This is a genomic window from Pseudomonas sp. MF09150, from assembly GCF_059862355.1.
In genome coordinates this window covers 277,972-295,081 of sequence record NZ_JCBCUS010000007.1, presented here as the reverse complement: position 1 = coordinate 295,081, position 17,110 = coordinate 277,972, and the positions used below count along the sequence as shown (strand labels likewise).

Genomic DNA, 17,110 nt, shown 5'->3' with positions numbered 1-17,110 from the left:
TCTGGCTCAGAGCGGCAGGTGGCGGCTGAGCAGGGCCCTCAAGGCGGCCGGCTTCACCGGTTTGGCCAGGTAGTCGAGGCCCGCGGCATGCACCTCGGCCACCATTTCCGGGCGGCCGTCCGCGCTGATCACCACCCCGGGTACCGGCTCGCCAAGCTGGGTGCGCAGCCACGCCATGAGTTCGGTTCCGGTTTCGCCGTCGTCCAGGTGATAGTCGACCAGGGCCAGTTGCGGGCGAATGCCATCGCTGAGCAGCGCGGCGCATTCTTCGCGGTTGCGCGCGGTCCACACCTGACAGCCCCAGCGGCTGAGCAGGCTGTTCATGCCAATCAGGATGCTGTCTTCGTTGTCGATGCACAGCACCTGGGCGCCGCTGGGCAGCGTGCCGTTGAGCTCGGCGGTCTTGCCGGGTGCAGCGGCAGGAGTACGCGCCAGGGGCACGCTGACGCTGAACACGCTGCCCTGGCCCGGCCAGGATCTGACTTGCAGGCCATGGTTGAGCACCCGGCACAGGCCATCGGCGATCGCCAGCCCCAGCCCCAGGCCTTTTTCGGCGCGGGTCTGGTGGCTGTCGAGGCGTTTGAACTCTTCGAAAATCACTTGCTGCTTGTCCTGTGGAATCCCCGGGCCGCGGTCCCAGACTTCCAGGCACAGTTGATCGCCGCGACGGCGCACGCCCAGTAGCACCGGGCCCTTGGCATAGCGGAAAGCGTTGGTCAGGAAGTTCTGCAGGATGCGCCGCAAGAGCTTGATATCGCTGTCGACCCGCAGGCGGCTGCCGCGCAGGCGGAATTTCAGGCCTTGTTCCTGAGCCAGGGCCTTGAATTCGGCGCCGAGGGTGTCGAACAGTTCGTTGAGTACGAACGGCTTGCGGTCGGGATTGATCTTGCCGTTTTCCAGGCGCGAGATGTCCAGCAGGTCACTGATCAGGTCTTCGGCGGAGCGCAGCGAGCTGTCCAGGTGTTGCACCAGTTGCTGGGCTTCGGTGGACAGGCCGTCGTCCTGGTGAGACAGAGCGGCGGAGAACAGGCGAGCGGCGTTCAGCGGCTGCATCAGGTCGTGACTGACGGCCGCCAGGAAGCGTGTCTTGGATTGGTTGGCCGACTCGGCGGTGCCTTTGGCTTCCGTCAGCGCGGCGTTGAGTTGCGACAGTTCGTGGGTGCGTTCGGCAACCCGCTGCTCCAGGCCTTCGTTGGCCTCGGTCAGCGCCTGCTCGGCTTCGCGGAACGGGGTGATGTCGGTGAAGCTCATGACGAAACCGCCACCGGGCATCGGGTTGCCGATCAGCTCGATGACCCTGCCATTGGGGAACAGCCGTTCGGACGTGTGGGCGCGGCCCTGGCGCATCCAGTGCAGGCGCCGCGCCACGTGGACCTCGGCCTCGCCCGCGCCGCACAAGCCGCGCTCGGCGTTGTAGCGAATGATGTCGGCGATCGGCCGGCCGACGCTGATCAACCCTTCCGGGTAGTTGAACAGCTCCAGATAGCGTCGGTTCCAGGCCACCAGTTTCAGCGACTGGTCGACCACGCTGATGCCCTGGGTGATGTTCTCGATGGCGCCCTGCAGCAGCGCGCGGTTGAACTGCAAGACCTCAGAGGCTTCATCGGCGATGCGCACCACGTCTTCAAGCTGCATCTCCCGGCCCTCGATGGCGGCCTTGACCACCGCGCGAGTCGAGGAGGCGCCGAGCACACCCGCCAGCAGGCGCTCGGTGTGGGCGATCCATTCGCCATCGGCATTCTGGTTGGGGTTGAACCCTTTGCCCTGGCGGTAGGCGAAGCGGATAAAGCTCTGGCGCGCGCGTTCTTCACCGACAAAACGTGCCGCGAGTTTCAGCAGGTCATCGATCTGCACCGAGAGCATCGAACGTGAACTGGGGCGGCCGCTGATTTCCTGGCCAATAAAGCGTCCGGCCTGCCAGTGCTCGGAAACCCGGGTGCGCGACAGCACCGAGACCCAGGCAAACAGAGTGAAGTTGCCCGCCAGCGACAGCACCACGCCCTGGGTCAGCGGGGTGATCGGCAGCCCCAGCGGGTTGCTGTGCAGCCAGGCCAGGCCTGGAAAGCTGCTCAGGGACCAGCCCAGGCTGTGGGCCGCAATCGGCAGGATCAGGGTGTAGAACCACAGGAAAGTACCGGCGGCCAGGCCGGCGAACACGCCACGGCGGTTGGCCTGTTTCCAGTACAGCGCGCCGAGCATGGCCGGCGCCAGTTGGGTCACGGCGGCAAAGGCGATCTGGCCGATGGTCGCCAGGCTCGCGGTGGAGCCCAGCAGGCGATAGCTGACGTAGGCCAACAGCAAAATCACGACGATGCTGACCCGGCGCACCGAGAGCATCCAATGGCGAAACACTTCGAACGGCCGCTCGGCGTTTTTGCGCCGCAGCAGCCAGGGCAGCAGCATGTCGTTGGAGACCATGGTCGACAGCGCGACGCTGGCCACGATCACCATGCCGGTGGCCGCCGAAGCGCCACCGATAAACGCCAGCAGGGCCAGGGCAGGGTGGGCCTGGGCCAGGGGCAGGCTGATCACGAAGGAGTCGGGCAGCACCGAGCTGGGCAGGAGCATCTGCCCGGCGAGGGCAATCGGCACTACAAACAGCGCGGCCAGGGCCAGGTAGGCCGGGAACACCCACTTGGCCAGGCGCAGGTCCTGGGGTTCGATGTTCTCCACCACGGTGACGTGGAACTGCCGGGGCAGGCAGATGATGGCCATCATCGCGACACCGGTCTGGACCACCATCGACGGCCAATTGATGGTTTCTTTCCAGTATTGCTCCAGGCGCGGGGCGAGCATGGCCTGGTTGAACAGGTCGTCGAAGCCGTCATAGAGGCCGAACGTGACGAAGGCACCGACGGCGAGGAAGGCAAATAGCTTGACCAGGGATTCGAAGGCAATCGCCAGCACCATGCCCCGGTGGTGCTCGGTGGCATCGAGGTTGCGGGTGCCGAAGACAATGGTGAACAAGGCCAGGATCAGCGACACGATCAGCGCTGTGTCTTGCGCGCGGGTGCCCATGGCATCGGCCCCGGCGCCGATCAGCAGGTTGACCCCGAGCACGATGCCCTTGAGCTGCAAGGCGATGTAAGGCAGGACGCCGACCAGGCAGATCAGCGCCACCACCACCGCCAGGGACTGGGATTTGCCATAACGTGCGGCAATGAAGTCGGCGATTGAGGTGATGTTTTCCTGCTTGCTGATCAGCACCATCTTTTGCAGGACCCAGGGCGCCAGCACCAGGAGCAGGATCGGCCCCAGGTAGATCGGCAGGAATGACCAGAGCTGTTCCGCCGCCTGGCCCACGGCGCCGAAGAAGGTCCAGCTCGTGCAGTACACCGCCAGGGACAGGCTGTACACCCAGGCACGCACCCGCGGCGGCAACGGCGCGCTGCGGCGGTCGCCGTAGAAGGCGATGGCGAACATGATGGCCATATAGGCCAGGGCGACGGCGGCGATCAGCCCGCTGGACAGCGACATGGGAACTCCGGACAAAAAGGCATCCGGGCACTCCAGCCCGGCCCGACAGTCTCGCACGATGTCCGGGGTTAGTCAGTGTCGACCATGGTATTGGCGTGGCCTGGTGTCGCAGGGCTTGCAAGCCGTTTTCGGCATGGGCTGGCAGGCTGGGGAGGTGGCGTTTAGTGGCGCTTCTAGCGGGCGTCGAGCTTATTGCCCAAGCGCCAGTTCGATCAGTTCATGCAGCTCTGGAACCGTCAGCGGCGTGGCTGAAAACAGGATGCGGAATACGGTCGGCGCCACCACCAGGTTAAGCAGGCGGTCGACGCTGGGCGGCGTGTCGGCAGACGGGTAGCGAGCGAGGATGATCCGCAACTGGCCGCCGAGGATGGTCACGCAATAGCCGGGAGTGGCGCTGCACTGCACGTCACGCATCATGTTGCGCCCGGGCTCCGAGCTCATTTCATCCAGGTACTGTTCGGCCCAGGCGCGCAGGTCGCCGCGCAGGCTGCCGGTGTTGGCGGGCTCGCTGTCTGGCTGCATGCGCGCCAGGGCGACATCCGCCAGCAGCGCCGACAAATCGCCCCAGCGCCGGTAAATGGTCGACGGCGTGACCCCGGCGCGTACAGCGATCTGCGGCACGGTCAGGGTCGCGCGCTCCTGTTGTTCCAGGAGTTCGCGGACTGCCGAGTGGATGGATTCCTGAACCCGGGCGCTGCGGCCGCCTGGGCGTAAACCTTCTTTAATAGCCATGGGCGGCACCTTAACACAAAGAATTTGCTTTAAGCTCGAGCCAGTAGCACACTGCGCAAAAGCAAAATATTAGCTTTAGCGGAGCGTGCCCATGTCCAGCCTTGCCGACACCCCGGTGTCAAACCGTCCCAGCCTGGTGTTTTTGGCTATCACCTTGCTCAGTTTCCTAGCTGCCTCCAGCGCGCCGACCCCGCTGTATCACCTGTACCAGGAGGCCATGGGGTTTTCCCCCGCCACCCTGACCCTGATTTTCGGCGTCTATGCCCTGAGCCTGCTGGCCGCCTTGCTGACGGTGGGTTCGTTATCGGATTACCTGGGGCGCAAGCCGGTGATCTTTATTGCCTTGCTCCTGGACATTCTGGCGATGCTGCTGTTTATCAATGGCCACAGCGTGGCGTGGCTGGTGGCTGCGCGGGTGATGCAGGGCTTTGCCACCGGCATGGCCACCAGCGTGCTGGGCGCGGCCCTGCTCGATACGGATCGCCAGCAGGGGCCGTTGGTCAATAGCGTGGCGCCCTTGCTGGGCATGGCCTGCGGCGCCATGGGCACGGGGTTGCTGGTGGAGTTCGCGCCGCTGCCGCTGCAGTTGGCCTACTGGATTCTGTTGCTGTTGTTCGTGGCGCAGGCGTTGTACGTCTGGCGCTTGCCGGAAAGTGTCAGCCCCCAGCCAGGCGCCTGGGCCTCGCTGCGTCCGACTCTGCATGTGCCGCCCCAGGCGCGACGGGCTTTGTGGCTGGCGCTGCCGGTGGATATAGCGGTCTGGGCCATGGGCGGTTTTTACCTGTCATTGGCGCCTTCCCTGGTGCGGGCGGCCACCGGGTCCACTTCGAACCTGATCGGAGGCGGCCTGGTTGCTGTCTTGACCCTGAGCGGTGCGCTGATGATTTTCACCCTGCGCAATCGCCCGGCCGACAAGGTGTTGCGCCTGGGCGCCGGGCTGCTGGCCGCCGGGGTCATGTTGATTCTGTGTGCGGTGCACAGCGCCAGCCTGGCGCTGTTTTTCTTCGGCACCCTGGTGGCCGGCAGCGGCTTTGGCGCCGGCTTTCTCGGGGCGCTGCGCAGTGTGGTGCCCCTGGCCTTGCCCCATGAGCGGGCGGGGTTGATGTCGGCGTTTTATGTCCTGAGTTACCTGGCGTTCTGCCTGCCGTCGCTGTTGGCCGGCAACCTGACCCGGACCTTCGGCCTGATCGCCACCACCGACGGCTATGGCGCGGTCTTGATCGTGCTGGCCGTCGGTGCCTTGTTGGCCCTGGTGCGTCAAGGTTCGGCCAACGCCTGCACCGCTAATGGCCGGTGATAAAACAGCCGCCGATTTCCTGTCGCCTTGGGTTAGCCTTGCGTTCCTGAAGCGCCAGGGCGCATGGACCCCGTTATGGAGCAGCACGCCGTGACCAAGATTACTCGCAGCAAATCCTTCACCGGTGATCGCGCCTGGGCGGCGCTGGATATCGCCTCCATGAACGGCATCACCACCCGCCTGCACTGGACCGACCAGCCCTATAAATGGCACATCAACGATGGCCAGGAAGTGTTTGTGGTGCTCGATGGCTGCGTGCAGATGCGTTACCGGGAGGCGGGCGTTGAAAAGGCGGTGCAGTTGGAGGTGGGCGATATCTTTTATGCGGATGTCGGTACCGAGCATGTGGCCCATCCACAAGGCGTGGCGCGAATCCTGGTGATCGAAAGCGAAGGCAGCGTCTGATCTATATCTGCAAAGTAGATAACAGATAGAGAAATTACCCGTTATATAGATATTCGATTCGCTTCTATCATGGGCTCCACCTCATCAGAGGACAGGAGGCACGCCATGCAATGCTCTAAAACTCCCGCCAGCCAGCGCCGTCCGCTGAGCCAGTTGCAGCACCCACGGGAAGCCATTCGGCAATTCACCCCCAACTGGTTCGCCGCCACCATGGGCACCGGTGTCCTGGCGTTGGCCCTGGCCCAGTTGCCGCTGCAAGTCCCGGGTTTGCACCTGCTGGCCGAAGGCTTGTGGTGGTTCACCATTTTTCTGTTTCTGTTATTCAGCGCGGCCTATGCCGCGCGCTGGATTCTGTTTTTCGATGAAGCGCGGCGGATCTTCGGCCATTCCACGGTCTCGATGTTTTTCGGCACCATTCCCATGGGGCTGGCGACCATCATCAATGGCTTCCTGCTATTTGGCGTACCGCGCTGGGGCCAGGGCGTGGTGTCGCTGGCCGAGGTCTTGTGGTGGCTGGATGTGGCCTTGTCGCTGGCCTGCGGGGTGTTGATCCCCTACATGATGTTCACCCGCCAGGAGCACAGCATCGACCAGATGACTGCCGTCTGGCTGCTGCCGGTGGTGGCTGCGGAAGTAGCGGCGGCCAGTGGCGGCCTGCTTGCACCCCATCTGCTGGAGGCGCACTCGCAGTGGGTAGTGCTGGTGACCAGTTACGTGCTGTGGGCGTTTTCGTTGCCCGTGGCCTTCAGCATCCTGACCATCCTCATGCTGCGCATGGCCTTGCACAAATTGCCTCACGAGAGCATGGCCGCCTCGAGCTGGCTGGCCCTCGGACCGATCGGCACCGGGGCCCTGGGCATGTTGCTGCTGGGGAGCGACGCGCCAGCGATCTTCGCCGCCAATGGCTTGCCAGGCATCGGCGAAATCGCAGCCGGGCTGGGGCTGGTCGCCGGGGTCACGCTGTGGGGCTTCGGCTTGTGGTGGATGTTGATGGCGGTCTTGATCACTCGGCGCTACCTGCGTGCCGGCATCCCGTTCAACCTCGGGTGGTGGGGCTTTACCTTTCCTTTGGGGGTGTACGCGCTGGCCACCCTGAAATTGGCGAGCACCTTGAACCTGAGCTTCTTCAGTATCTTTGGCAGCGTGCTGGTGCTGGCACTGGCGATCATGTGGCTGATCGTGGCCAAGCGCACCGTGCAAGGCGCCTATAAAGGCGAGCTGTTTGTTTCGCCCTGCATCGCAGGATTAGCGAAATAATTGCTCAGGATTAGGTAAGGTTGTGGCCTGGATCAAAGATCGACATTCCAATAACCAGCATCCACGCCACTCAGGGACATGGAAGATGAGTCACCCTTCGCAGTTCACCTTGCTCCGCAAGCGGCGCTTCTTGCCGTTTTTCATCACGCAGTCCCTTGGTGCATTCAACGACAACATCTTCAAGCAGTCGCTGATTCTTGCCATTCTCTACAAGCTGACCATCGAGGGCGATCGCTCGGTCTGGGTCAACCTGTGTGCCTTGTTGTTCATTCTGCCGTTCTTCCTGTTTTCGGCGCTGGCCGGGCAGTTTGGCGAAAAGTTCGCCAAGGACTCGCTGATCCGTCTGATCAAACTGGGTGAAATCGCGATCATGGTGGTCGGCGCCGTGGGCTTTGCCTTCGATCATCTGTCGCTGATGCTGGTGGCGCTGTTCGCCATGGGCACTCACTCGGCGCTGTTCGGTCCGGTGAAGTATTCGATCCTGCCCCAGGCCCTGCGTGAAGAAGAGCTGGTGGGGGGCAACGGCCTGGTGGAAATGGGCACCTTCCTGGCGATCCTGGCCGGGACCATCGGCGCCGGGATCATGATGTCCTCGGCGCACTACGCACCCATCGTCTCCACGGCCATGATCGGGGTCGCGGTCCTGGGGTATCTGGCCAGTCGCAGCATTCCACGGGCCGCTGCGTCCAGCCCGGAAATGCGCCTGAACTGGAATATCTTCAGCCAGTCCTGGGCCACCCTGCGCCTAGGCCTGGGGCAGACGCCGGCAGTGTCGCGCTCGATTGTCGGCAACTCCTGGTTCTGGTTTGTCGGGGCGATCTACCTGACGCAGATTCCGGCCTACGCCAAGGAGTGGATGCACGGCGATGAGACCGTGGTCACGCTGATCCTGACCGTGTTCTCGGTGGGTATCGCGCTCGGTTCCATGCTGTGCGAGAAGCTGTCCGGGCGCAAAGTCGAGATCGGCCTGGTGCCTTTCGGCTCCCTGGGCTTGACGATTTTCGGCCTGTTGCTGTGGTGGCATTCGGGGGGCATTCCACTGAGCGCCAACCCTGAAGGGCATAGCTGGCTGGCGGTGCTCGGGTTTGGCCAGAGCTGGTGGGTGTTGCTCGATATCCTCGGGCTCGGTGTGTTCGGTGGCTTCTATATCGTGCCGCTGTACGCCTTGATCCAGTCGCGCACGCCGGAGAAGGAACGGGCGCGGGTGATTGCCGCCAACAATATTCTCAATGCCTTGTTCATGGTGGTCTCGGCGCTGGTCTCCATCGTATTGCTGAGTGTGGCCAAGCTGTCGATCCCGCATTTGTTCCTGGTGGTGTCGCTGCTGAACATTCTGGTCAACGGCTACATCTTCAAGATCGTGCCCGAGTTCAGCATGCGCTTCATGATCTGGCTGCTGAGCCACTCGATGTACCGCGTCGAACATCGCAACCTGGACTTGATCCCCGACGAGGGCGCCGCCCTGCTGGTGTGCAACCACGTCTCGTTCGTCGATGCCTTGTTGATCGGCGGTGCGGTGCGTCGGCCGATTCGCTTTGTGATGTATTACAAAATCTACAACCTGCCGGTGCTGAACTTTATCTTCCGCACGGCCGGGACCATTCCCATCGCCGGGCGTCACGAAGACCTGCAGATTTACGAAAAGGCCTTCAAAAGGATTGCCCAGTACCTGAAGGACGGTGAGTTGGTGTGCATCTTCCCGGAAGGCAAACTGACCGCCGATGGCGAGCTCAATGAGTTCAAGGGTGGCTTGACGCGGATTCTGCAGGAGACTCCGGTGCCCGTGATTCCGTTGGCGCTGCAAGGATTATGGGGCAGCTTCTTCAGCCGCGATCCGGGCAAGGGGCTGTTTCGCCGGCTCTGGTCGCACGTGACCCTGGTGGCCGGTCCGCCGGTGGCCGTGGAGGCCGCCGAGCCGGCCCACTTGCAGACGCTGGTGGGGCAGTTGCGCGGCAGCGTGCGCTAGTTTCAGCCAGGCAAAAAAACGCCCGCATGATTGCGGGCGTTTTTATTGGCATCGGATTTCTTGCCGTCAGCTGGCGCTGACCTTCAGACCGACCAGCCCGGCGATGATCAGGCCGACACTCAGCAGTCGGACCAGGGCCATGGATTCACCAAACAGAATGATCCCGGCGATCACCGTGCCGACTGCGCCGACCCCGGTCCAGATCGCATAGGCGGTGCCCAGGGGCAACTCCTTCATGGCCAGGCCCAGCAGGCCCAGGCTGATGGCCATGGCGATCACGGTCAGGGCGGTGGGCAGCGGGCGGCTGAAGCCGTCGGTGTATTTCAGGCCGACGGCCCAGCCAACTTCAAACAGGCCGGCAAAAAACAGAATGATCCAGGGCATGAACACCTCCATCGATTGATGGGGCCGTCCCCAGATTGATAACTCGATCGAGCCGCGAGGTCGTCCCCGCGATGCGCAGTATAGTGCCCACTAATAAACCCTCGATCAAGCCCGCGCTTACTCGGCTGTGGGTTGCGCGGCCTGCTTGCGGTCTTCCTTTTCACTCATGCGGCGGAAATAGGTCGAGAGCAGCGCTCCGGAAATATTGTGCCAGACACTGAACAGCGCACTGGGCACTGCCGCCAGGGGTGAAAAGTGCGCGCTGGCAAGCGCCGCGCCCAGGCCGGAGTTCTGCATGCCGACTTCCAGTGCCAGGGATTTACGCTGGGCCAGCGGCAGTTTGAACAGCTTGCCGGTGAAGTAGCCCAGCAGGTAGCCGAAGCTGTTGTGCAGCATGACCACGGCCATGATCAGCAGGCCCGATTCGGCGATCTTCGCCTGACTGGCGGCGACCACGGCGGTCACGATGATCACGATGCTGACCACTGATACCAGGGGCAATACCTCCACCGCGTGCCGCACCCGATCACCCAGCAGGCGCTGGGCCGCCACGCCCAGCACGATTGGCAGCAACACCACCTGCAGGATCGACCAGAACAGCTCCATGAACGAAACCGGCAGCCAGGCTGAAGCCAGCAGCCAGATCAGCGCCGGGGTCAGCACCGGGGCGAGGAGGGTGGTGACGGCGGCGATGGCCACGGACAACGCCAGGTCGCCCCGTGCCAGCCAGGTCATTACGTTGGATGAGGTGCCGCTCGGGCAGCAGCCCACCAGGATCACCCCGACCGCGATTTCCGCGGGCAGATGGAACACCTGGCACAGCAGCCAGGCCACCCCCGGCATGATCACGAAATGCGCGACCACCCCCAGCGCCACCCGCCATGGATGGCGCGCGACCTCAGCGAAGTCATCGAGCTTCAGGGTCAAGCCCATGCCGAACATCACCAGGCCCAGCAGCGGCACGATGGCGCCCTTGAGGCCGATGAACCAGCCGGGTTGCAGGAACGCCACCACGGCGAAAATCAGCACCCAGTAAGCGAAGGTATTGCCGACAAAACGACTCAATGCAGCCAGTGCACGCATGGCCTGTTCCTTATTATGTGAAAACGCCACCCGGGCGGTGGCGTCTATAAACAGTGGCTGGCTTGGCTGCGGCGTTGCGGCTGCGGCCAGGCCGGGTCCCGCAAGGGTCAGATGCCTTGTGGTATTTCTTCGCCACCCAATGCTTCGACCAGTGCCGGCAGGAATTCGCCGAAGGTCAGCATCATCAGGGTGAAGCTGGCGTCCAGCTGGCCGAGGGCTTCTTCGCCGCCGTCCTGTTCTGCCTGGTCTTGCAGCAGGTCTTCGAACTTCAGGCGCTTGACGGTCATTTTGTCGTCGAGCATGAAGGACAGCTTGTCCTGCCAGGCCAGGGATAGCTGGGTGACCACTTTGCCAGTGCTCAGGTGCAGCTGGATCTCTTCGCTGGTCAAGTCCTGGCGTTTGCAGCGCACGATGCCGCCATCTTCATGGGTGTCGCGCAGCTCGCACTCGTCGAGCACGAAGAAGTCGGCCGCGGTTTCCTGGGTCTTGACCCAGTCGGTCATGATCGCGGTCGGTGCAGTCTTGACGGTCAGCGGACGTACCGGCAGGGTGCCGAGTACTTCGCGCAGGGTGGAGAGCAGGTCTTCAGCGCGTTTCGGGCTGGCCGAGTTGACCAGGATCAGGCCCTGTTTCGGCGCGATGGCGGCAAAGGTCGAGGAACGACGAATAAAGGCGCGGGGCAGGAAGGCCTGGATGATTTCATCCTTGATCTGGTCGCGCTCCTTTTTATAGACCTTGCGCATTTGTTCGGCTTCGATCTCTTCGACCTTTTCCTTCAGGGCGTCGCGTACGACGCTGCCAGGCAGGATGCGTTCTTCCTTGCGCGCGGCAACCAGCAGGAAATCCTGGCTGACGTGGACCAGGGGCGCATCTTCGCCTTTGCCGAACGGCGCGACGAAACCGTAGGTGGTCAACTCCTGGCTTGCACATGGACGCGCCAGTTTGGTGGCCAGTGCGGTTTCCAGCGCCTCAGCATCAAAGGGCAGATCTTGGGTCAGGCGATAGATAAGCAGGTTTTTGAACCACATGGGGTGAATCTCTCCTTTATACAAAGGAGGGCATTATTCTCTTCGCGGCTGCTCAGGCCAACCCTTCGCTAAGCCTTTGGAAGGCATGAAAAAATTATTATAAAAAGTGCTTGCCAGAGTTCGGGTCGCTCCGTAGAATGCGCGCCACACCGAAAGTGAAGGGTGATTAGCTCAGCTGGGAGAGCATCTGCCTTACAAGCAGAGGGTCGGCGGTTCGATCCCGTCATCACCCACCATTCGCTTCAAGTGTTACGCGCAGCGGTAGTTCAGTCGGTTAGAATACCGGCCTGTCACGCCGGGGGTCGCGGGTTCGAGTCCCGTCCGCTGCGCCATATTCGGTTACCTGGAACGCTGAACGCCAGGTCACCACGGAAAGCCCGCTAACGCGGGTTTTTTTGTGCCTGTATTTTGCGGGTGCCCGTTGTCTTGCAATTATTTCTGCTTTTTTTAATAAATTGTTTATTTAAATCAGCACGTTATGAATTTTTGTGAGAGAATGCGCCCCGCAACGAAGGTAAAGGGTGATTAGCTCAGCTGGGAGAGCATCTGCCTTACAAGCAGAGGGTCGGCGGTTCGATCCCGTCATCACCCACCACTTACTTTCAACGCTACGCGCAGCGGTAGTTCAGTCGGTTAGAATACCGGCCTGTCACGCCGGGGGTCGCGGGTTCGAGTCCCGTCCGCTGCGCCATTATTCAGTTTCCAAGCCCCTTGAACGCTTGGAAGCACCAAAGAAAGCGACCTTAGGGTCGCTTTTTTTGTGCCCGGATTTTGCCCTGCTCAACCTACTGCGTGAGATGACGACTCGTCGGTGCGCGGCTTGCTCACCGAGCGGCTGGCCAGCAGGCCAACCTCGAACAGCATCCACATCGGCACCGCCAGCATGGTTTGCGAAAACACGTCTGGCGGGGTCAGCAGCATGCCGACCACAAAGCAGCCGACGATCACGTACGGCCGACTTTTTTGCAGGGTCTGCACGTCGGTGATGCCGGCCCAGATCACCAGGAAGGTCGCCACCGGAATTTCAAAGGCCAGGCCGAACGCCAGCAGCAGCGCGAGAATGAAATCCAGGTACAGCGCGATGTCGGTCATCATTGCCACGCCGTCCGGCGTGACGCTGGTAAAGAAGCCGAACATCATCGGGAACACCAGGAAAAACGCAAACGCCATGCCGCCGTAAAACAGCAGCACGCTGACGGCCAGCAACCACGCGGCAATCCGCCGTTCCTGGCGATACACCGCCGGTGCGATCAACCCCCAAACCTGATGCAGCAGCAGCGGCATGCTGATGAACAGGGCAATCATCATCGTCAGCTTGAGCGGTGCCAGGAACGGTGAGGTCACGCCGGTGGCGATCATGCTGGCGCCGGCGGGCAGGAATTCGCGCAGCGGCTGCGAGACGAAGCTGTACAGGGTCTGGGCGAAGGGAAACAAGGCGCAGAACACCAGGGTGATGGCCAGGGCGCAACGCAGCAGGCGCGAGCGCAATTGAGTCAGGTGCCCGGTCACCGACAGGCGTCGAGCAGGCAAGGGCAAGTCGTTCATGGGGTGGGGTGTCCTGATGGGGTGCCGCTCTCGGGTTGCGGCGCCCCCGGGGGCGGGGCCTCCAGGCGGATGCCGTCGCGCAGTTGCTGTTCCAGTTGCCGCAGAGGCGCCTGGTCGAGGCCCTGGAGCAGGTGCTCGTTATCCAGCTCCTGGGTCACCTGGGCCTTGAGCGTATTCATCGCGCGTTTGGCCCGGCCCAGCCACAAGCCGGCGTTGCGCGCGGCAACCGGCAAGCGTTCCGGGCCCAGCACCAAGAGAGCCACCAGGCCGACCAGCAACAGTTCGCTGAAGCCGATATCGAACATCAGTGTTTGCTGTCTGCGGATCGATTGTGCGCGGCGTCCACCTCAAGCCCGGTTTTTGCCGGGTCCTGCTGGGCACCGGGCTCGTTGCCCATCGATGAGCGGAACCCCTTGATCGCCTCGCCCACATCGCTGCCCAGCCCTTTCAAGCGTTTGGTGCCGAACAGCATCATCACGATCAGCAGCACGATGACCAGTTGCCAAATCCCTATACCACCCATATCGACGCTCCAAGCCATTGATTTGAAATATAAAGGCGCAGTTTGCCGAGGCTTTGTGACGCTGCGGTGACGTTTTCGGGGGATTTGTGTGAGCCTGCCACCTGGCTGAAACATCCACTGTGTTGACTGTCGCCTGTTGTTCAACAAAGGCGGCGTGGCGATGTTCGGAAAACGGCAGCAAGGGGCAGCGTTGTTGATGGTCCTGGTGGCCCTGGCAATGCTGGCGGGGGGCATGGCGTGGATGGTCGAGCAGGGGCGGCAGGAGGTCGACAGCGTGCGGCTGATCCAGCAACGGGTGCAGGCGCGGGCTATCGAGCGGGCGGCGCTGGCCTTCACCGAGCAGGCGCTGCAGGACCCGTTATGGCGCGCCAGCCCGCTGTTCTGGCAGGCCCTGCGCGGGCAGCCCCTGAGCTATGACTTCAAGGGCGGCAAGGCGAGCATTCGAATTCGCGACCTGCACAGCTGTTTCAACGTCAATGCATTGATTGGCCCCGAGGCCGAGCGTGCGCAACGCCAGCTGGTGCAGTTGCTGGGCGCCGACATGGCCGCCGAACGCCTGGCGCAGACCCTGGCCGACTGGCTCGACGCCGACCAGCAGACGCGCCTGCAGGGTGCGGAAAGCAACGAATACCTGCGCCAGTTGCCGCCGCGCCTGGCGGCCAATCAGTTGATGGGCGATATCAGCGAGTTGAACCTGCTGCTGGCCGCCGATGCCGGTCGGGCCCTGCGCTACCCGCAATTGTGCGCCCTGGCCGAAACTTCGGGCTGGCGCCTGAACGCCAATGCCTTGAGCCTGGATATGCTGCCGCTGCTGGATGCGCTGTATGAGGGCGAGGTGTCGCGCTCGCTGCTGACTCGCCTGGTCAGTGCACGCCCTGCCGGGGGCTATCGCGATGCCGGCGATCTGCGCCAGGCCCTGGGAGCGCTGGATGACCCGACGTTCGAGCGGATCAGTGAAGGCTTGCAGCTCAATGGCGATCACTTTCTGCTGCAACTGGAGATCGATCTGGACGGCCAGCTGTTTCGCAGCCAATACCGGGTCGAAGCCCAGGGCGTGGTCAAGTGGCATGCCAGGGTGCCGGCCCAGGGCATGCTGCTGCGCTCGCGCGAACCGCTGCCTTTATAGGGCAGACGGCAAAAGCCCCGAACCAGTCGGGGCTTTTGTGGTGGCGGGGCGGTTGTCAGATCGCCAGTTCACCCCCATCGCTGCGCTGGATCACCACCGTGGATGCGCGTGGGCGCACAGTGCCGACCGTGACATCGGTGGCCACATCGGTGGACGGCCAGTTGCCCGGGTGCTGGATATTGACGAACACGGTTTTGTTGTCGGGAGTGAAGGTCACGCCGGTCACTTCGCAGCCGTTGGGCCCGACGAAGAAGCGCCGCAGGTCGACCTGGTTCTGGGCGTTGACCGGCACCTGTTTGCCCTGGGCATCGACCAGGTTGGTGGGGATCACCACCAGCATCTGATCGTTGGTGTAGCTGGTGAGGGTGGATTCGCCGTTGTCGGTCTGGATCCACATCACCCCACGGCTGTCGAAGCTCATGCCGTCCGGGCTGGCGAACTGGTTGAGTACGGTCAGGCCAGAGCGGTTGATATCCGGGGTGCCGGCGGCGTTGGCGCCGAAGACAAAGATGTCCCAGGTGAAGGCGATCTGATTGTCGGCGTCGTGCCAGCGAATGATGTGCCCGTGCTTGTTGTTGACGCGCGGGTTGGCGGCGTTGGCCACGGTGCGGCTGGTGTTGTTGGTGAGCGTCAGGTAGACGTCGCCATTGAGCGGGTTGACCGAGGTCCATTCCGGGCGGTCCATGGGCGTGGCGCCCACGGCGTCGGCGGCGCCCCGAGTGTTGAGGATGATCCCCGGCAGGTCGGTGAATTTCGCCCCCAGGGTGCTGCCGTCGGTGGTGGCGCTGGCCACGTCGAGCAGCAGCCAGTCGCCGCTGCCATCGGCGTTGAAGCGCGCCACGTACAGCTTGCCGCTGTCCATGTACTTGGTGCCGGTGGCCAGGCGATCGCTGGGGTTGGCGTCGGTCGGGTCCCACAGGGCGGTGGAAACGAACTTGTACAGGTACTCGTTCTGCGAGTCGTCGCCGCTGTAGAACACCACCGGTTTGCCGGCGGTGGTCAGGCCCGGCCAGCAGCCTTCATGGCGGAACCGGCCGAGGGCGGTGCGTTTCACCGCGCGGGTGGCGGAGTTGTAGGGGTCGATCTCGACGATATAGCCATAGGTGCTGGCTTCGTTGCGGTAGTCGTCGGTGGCGGTGGCGCCAGTGGGGGTTACGTTGAAACGGCTGAACTCTTCGGCCACTTCGCTCGGGTCGCCGGCGGCGGTTTCCCAGCGATAGTTGCCGTTGGTGGTGCCGACGCCGATCCGCACCTGGTCTGCCGGTCGCGCGCCGCTTTTATTGATGAAGATCCCTGGCCAGTTTTCCTCGCAGGTGAGGTAGGTGCCCCACGGCGTGTAGCCGTTGCCGCAGTTGTTGTTGGTGCCGCGGGTCTGGGTGCCGGTGGGCGAGAACTTGGTCTTGACGTGGTCGGTGCCTTTCATCGGGCCTGACAGGTCCATCACCGTGGCGGTGGTGAAGCGGCGGTTCAGCGGGTCGTTTTCAATCACCTGCCAGCGGCCGCTGATCTTGGTCACGCGCATCACGCCGGCGCCGTGGGCGTTGATTTCCTTGCGCACTTCCTCGACCGGGCGAATGCCGCCGATCAGGGTGGCGCCGGCCGGGTGCAGGGCGGCTTGGTCGATGTATTCGTGGTTGATGGCGATCAGGCCGTCGGTGGAGCTGCCATTGATCGGGAAGAACCGCATGCCGTCGTGGTGCATGCCCACCGAGTTGGCCTGGTCGGTCGAGGTGTTGCTGCCGTCGCTCTTCCAGGCGGCGGCGGTGCTGTTCAACGGCGTGCCCCAGGGCGCCAGGACATGGGCGGTGTAGCCGGCGGCCACGGTGCAGGCGTCGATCAGGGAGCCGGGGATCGAGTTGAAGCCCAGTTTCAGTGCTGGCTTGGTGGTCGGTGGCGGCGTGCTGTCGTTGTCTGAGCCGCTGTCGCTGTCAAAGCAGCCGGTCAGGCCGGTGCCGGCAATCATGGCGATCGCGGCGCCGAGCCCGCCACGTACCACGCTGCGACGGCTGAGGTAGGTAGTGAGTACCGATTCCATCGGCTCGTTGAGGCTCAGATTGCGATTCTGGTTGTCGCCAGTCTCTCGACTCATTTCATCAGGTCCTTTGTAGATCACGGTTGGTTTGAAAGGAACCGGGACTGTAAGAGCCGAGTGTGATGATTCTTTGGCGGTTTTGTTAAAAACGGATTTAACCTGCTTTCTTTTATTTCCTTTTGTTACAAGGCCGCAGATTTCAGCCCTGTTAAAAAACTGACATTAAACCGTCATTAATTGCCCGCCACTATGCCG

General features: G+C 62.7%; 14 protein-coding genes and 4 tRNA genes. 9 read left to right on the top strand and 9 right to left on the bottom strand.

Features of this window, described 5'->3' with window-relative positions; all coding sequences use genetic code 11:
- Positions 1-6: 6 nt before the first annotated feature.
- Positions 7-3,477: a hybrid sensor histidine kinase/response regulator gene (locus tag AC19YX_RS25045; protein WP_500607258.1), complete on the bottom strand. Its 3,471-nt coding sequence runs from the start codon at positions 3,475-3,477 to the stop codon at positions 7-9.
- Positions 3,478-3,666: 189 nt separating this feature from the next.
- Entirely contained in the window at positions 3,667-4,209 is a 543-nt protein-coding gene (locus AC19YX_RS25040; protein ID WP_500607257.1) for a TetR/AcrR family transcriptional regulator, read from the bottom strand.
- A 91-nt stretch (positions 4,210-4,300) separates the two neighbouring features.
- Here AC19YX_RS25040 and AC19YX_RS25035 point away from each other — a divergent pair, with 91 nt between their 5' ends.
- The 4 genes from AC19YX_RS25035 to AC19YX_RS25020 all read left to right on the top strand — a co-directional run bounded on the left by AC19YX_RS25035 (position 4,301) and on the right by AC19YX_RS25020 (position 9,134).
- The gene (locus tag AC19YX_RS25035; RefSeq protein ID WP_500607256.1) at positions 4,301-5,506 is read left to right on the top strand and encodes an MFS transporter; all 1,206 of its coding nucleotides are present in this window, start codon (positions 4,301-4,303) and stop codon (positions 5,504-5,506) included.
- A 75-nt stretch (positions 5,507-5,581) separates the two neighbouring features.
- Entirely contained in the window at positions 5,582-5,911 is a 330-nt protein-coding gene (locus AC19YX_RS25030; protein WP_500607255.1) for a cupin domain-containing protein, read from the top strand.
- A 105-nt stretch (positions 5,912-6,016) separates the two neighbouring features.
- Positions 6,017-7,168 carry a TDT family transporter gene (locus AC19YX_RS25025; RefSeq protein ID WP_500607254.1) on the top strand — a complete coding sequence of 384 codons (1,152 nt, stop codon included), beginning with the start codon at positions 6,017-6,019 and terminating at the stop codon, positions 7,166-7,168.
- Between the two features lie 85 nt (positions 7,169-7,253).
- On the top strand, positions 7,254-9,134 hold the full coding sequence (locus AC19YX_RS25020) for an MFS transporter (RefSeq protein WP_078470780.1): 1,881 nt from the start codon (positions 7,254-7,256) through the stop codon (positions 9,132-9,134).
- A 66-nt stretch (positions 9,135-9,200) separates the two neighbouring features.
- Here AC19YX_RS25020 and sugE read toward each other — a convergent pair whose 3' ends face one another.
- From sugE to rdgC, 3 genes are all read right to left on the bottom strand, one after another.
- Positions 9,201-9,518, bottom strand: coding sequence for a quaternary ammonium compound efflux SMR transporter SugE (sugE, locus tag AC19YX_RS25015; protein WP_500607253.1), 318 nt, complete (start codon positions 9,516-9,518; stop codon positions 9,201-9,203).
- A gap of 117 nt (positions 9,519-9,635) precedes the next feature.
- On the bottom strand, positions 9,636-10,601 hold the full coding sequence (locus AC19YX_RS25010) for a bile acid:sodium symporter family protein (protein ID WP_201131964.1): 966 nt from the start codon (positions 10,599-10,601) through the stop codon (positions 9,636-9,638).
- Positions 10,602-10,708: 107 nt separating this feature from the next.
- Entirely contained in the window at positions 10,709-11,629 is a 921-nt protein-coding gene (gene rdgC, locus AC19YX_RS25005) for a recombination-associated protein RdgC (protein ID WP_020295578.1), read from the bottom strand.
- 160 nt (positions 11,630-11,789) lie between these two features.
- Here rdgC and AC19YX_RS25000 point away from each other — a divergent pair.
- From AC19YX_RS25000 to AC19YX_RS24985, 4 genes are all read left to right on the top strand, one after another.
- Positions 11,790-11,865: transfer RNA gene (locus AC19YX_RS25000), tRNA-Val, on the top strand.
- A 19-nt stretch (positions 11,866-11,884) separates the two neighbouring features.
- Positions 11,885-11,961, top strand: a tRNA-Asp gene (locus tag AC19YX_RS24995).
- A gap of 187 nt (positions 11,962-12,148) precedes the next feature.
- Positions 12,149-12,224, top strand: a tRNA-Val gene (locus tag AC19YX_RS24990).
- A 19-nt stretch (positions 12,225-12,243) separates the two neighbouring features.
- Positions 12,244-12,320: transfer RNA gene (locus AC19YX_RS24985), tRNA-Asp, on the top strand.
- Positions 12,321-12,409: 89 nt separating this feature from the next.
- Here AC19YX_RS24985 and tatC read toward each other — a convergent pair.
- Genes tatC through tatA form a run of 3 tightly spaced genes read right to left on the bottom strand, consistent with a single transcriptional unit; the run spans position 12,410 to position 13,697 of the window.
- Positions 12,410-13,174 carry a twin-arginine translocase subunit TatC gene (tatC, locus tag AC19YX_RS24980; protein WP_078470778.1) on the bottom strand — a complete coding sequence of 255 codons (765 nt, stop codon included), beginning with the start codon at positions 13,172-13,174 and terminating at the stop codon, positions 12,410-12,412.
- Positions 13,171-13,479 (bottom strand): Sec-independent protein translocase protein TatB, encoded by a 309-nt coding sequence (gene tatB / locus AC19YX_RS24975; RefSeq protein WP_078470777.1) that lies wholly within the window; start codon positions 13,477-13,479, stop codon positions 13,171-13,173. The genes tatC and tatB overlap by 4 nt, the downstream gene beginning before the upstream one ends.
- Complete coding sequence (gene tatA, locus AC19YX_RS24970; RefSeq protein WP_020295575.1) at positions 13,479-13,697, bottom strand: twin-arginine translocase TatA/TatE family subunit; 219 nt, start codon at positions 13,695-13,697, stop codon at positions 13,479-13,481. Before tatA ends, tatB begins: the two co-directional genes overlap by 1 nt.
- A gap of 160 nt (positions 13,698-13,857) precedes the next feature.
- Between tatA and gspK the strand changes: the two genes are divergently transcribed.
- Positions 13,858-14,823, top strand: coding sequence for a type II secretion system minor pseudopilin GspK (gspK, locus tag AC19YX_RS24965; protein ID WP_421548483.1), 966 nt, complete (start codon positions 13,858-13,860; stop codon positions 14,821-14,823).
- 55 nt (positions 14,824-14,878) lie between these two features.
- On the opposite strand, the gene AC19YX_RS24960 is transcribed toward gspK, so the two are convergent.
- The gene (locus AC19YX_RS24960) at positions 14,879-16,912 is read right to left on the bottom strand and encodes a PhoX family protein (protein ID WP_500607252.1); all 2,034 of its coding nucleotides are present in this window, start codon (positions 16,910-16,912) and stop codon (positions 14,879-14,881) included.
- Between the last annotated feature and the right edge of the window lie 198 nt (positions 16,913-17,110).

Excerpts from the sequence above, each read along its gene's own strand:
- AC19YX_RS25045 (WP_500607258.1), bottom strand. The coding sequence starts at position 3,477 with ATGTCGCTGTCCAGCGGGCTGATCGCCGCCGTCGCCCTGGCCTATATG.
- AC19YX_RS25040 (WP_500607257.1), bottom strand. The coding sequence starts at position 4,209 with ATGGCTATTAAAGAAGGTTTACGCCCAGGCGGCCGCAGCGCCCGGGTT.
- AC19YX_RS25035 (WP_500607256.1), top strand. The coding sequence starts at position 4,301 with ATGTCCAGCCTTGCCGACACCCCGGTGTCAAACCGTCCCAGCCTGGTG.
- AC19YX_RS25030 (WP_500607255.1), top strand. The coding sequence starts at position 5,582 with ATGGAGCAGCACGCCGTGACCAAGATTACTCGCAGCAAATCCTTCACC.
- AC19YX_RS25025 (WP_500607254.1), top strand. The coding sequence starts at position 6,017 with ATGCAATGCTCTAAAACTCCCGCCAGCCAGCGCCGTCCGCTGAGCCAG.
- AC19YX_RS25020 (WP_078470780.1), top strand. The coding sequence starts at position 7,254 with ATGAGTCACCCTTCGCAGTTCACCTTGCTCCGCAAGCGGCGCTTCTTG.
- sugE (WP_500607253.1), bottom strand. The coding sequence starts at position 9,518 with ATGCCCTGGATCATTCTGTTTTTTGCCGGCCTGTTTGAAGTTGGCTGG.
- AC19YX_RS25010 (WP_201131964.1), bottom strand. The coding sequence starts at position 10,601 with ATGCGTGCACTGGCTGCATTGAGTCGTTTTGTCGGCAATACCTTCGCT.
- rdgC (WP_020295578.1), bottom strand. The coding sequence starts at position 11,629 with ATGTGGTTCAAAAACCTGCTTATCTATCGCCTGACCCAAGATCTGCCC.
- tatC (WP_078470778.1), bottom strand. The coding sequence starts at position 13,174 with ATGAACGACTTGCCCTTGCCTGCTCGACGCCTGTCGGTGACCGGGCAC.
- tatB (WP_078470777.1), bottom strand. The coding sequence starts at position 13,479 with ATGTTCGATATCGGCTTCAGCGAACTGTTGCTGGTCGGCCTGGTGGCT.
- tatA (WP_020295575.1), bottom strand. The coding sequence starts at position 13,697 with ATGGGTGGTATAGGGATTTGGCAACTGGTCATCGTGCTGCTGATCGTG.
- gspK (WP_421548483.1), top strand. The coding sequence starts at position 13,858 with ATGTTCGGAAAACGGCAGCAAGGGGCAGCGTTGTTGATGGTCCTGGTG.
- AC19YX_RS24960 (WP_500607252.1), bottom strand. The coding sequence starts at position 16,912 with ATGAGTCGAGAGACTGGCGACAACCAGAATCGCAATCTGAGCCTCAAC.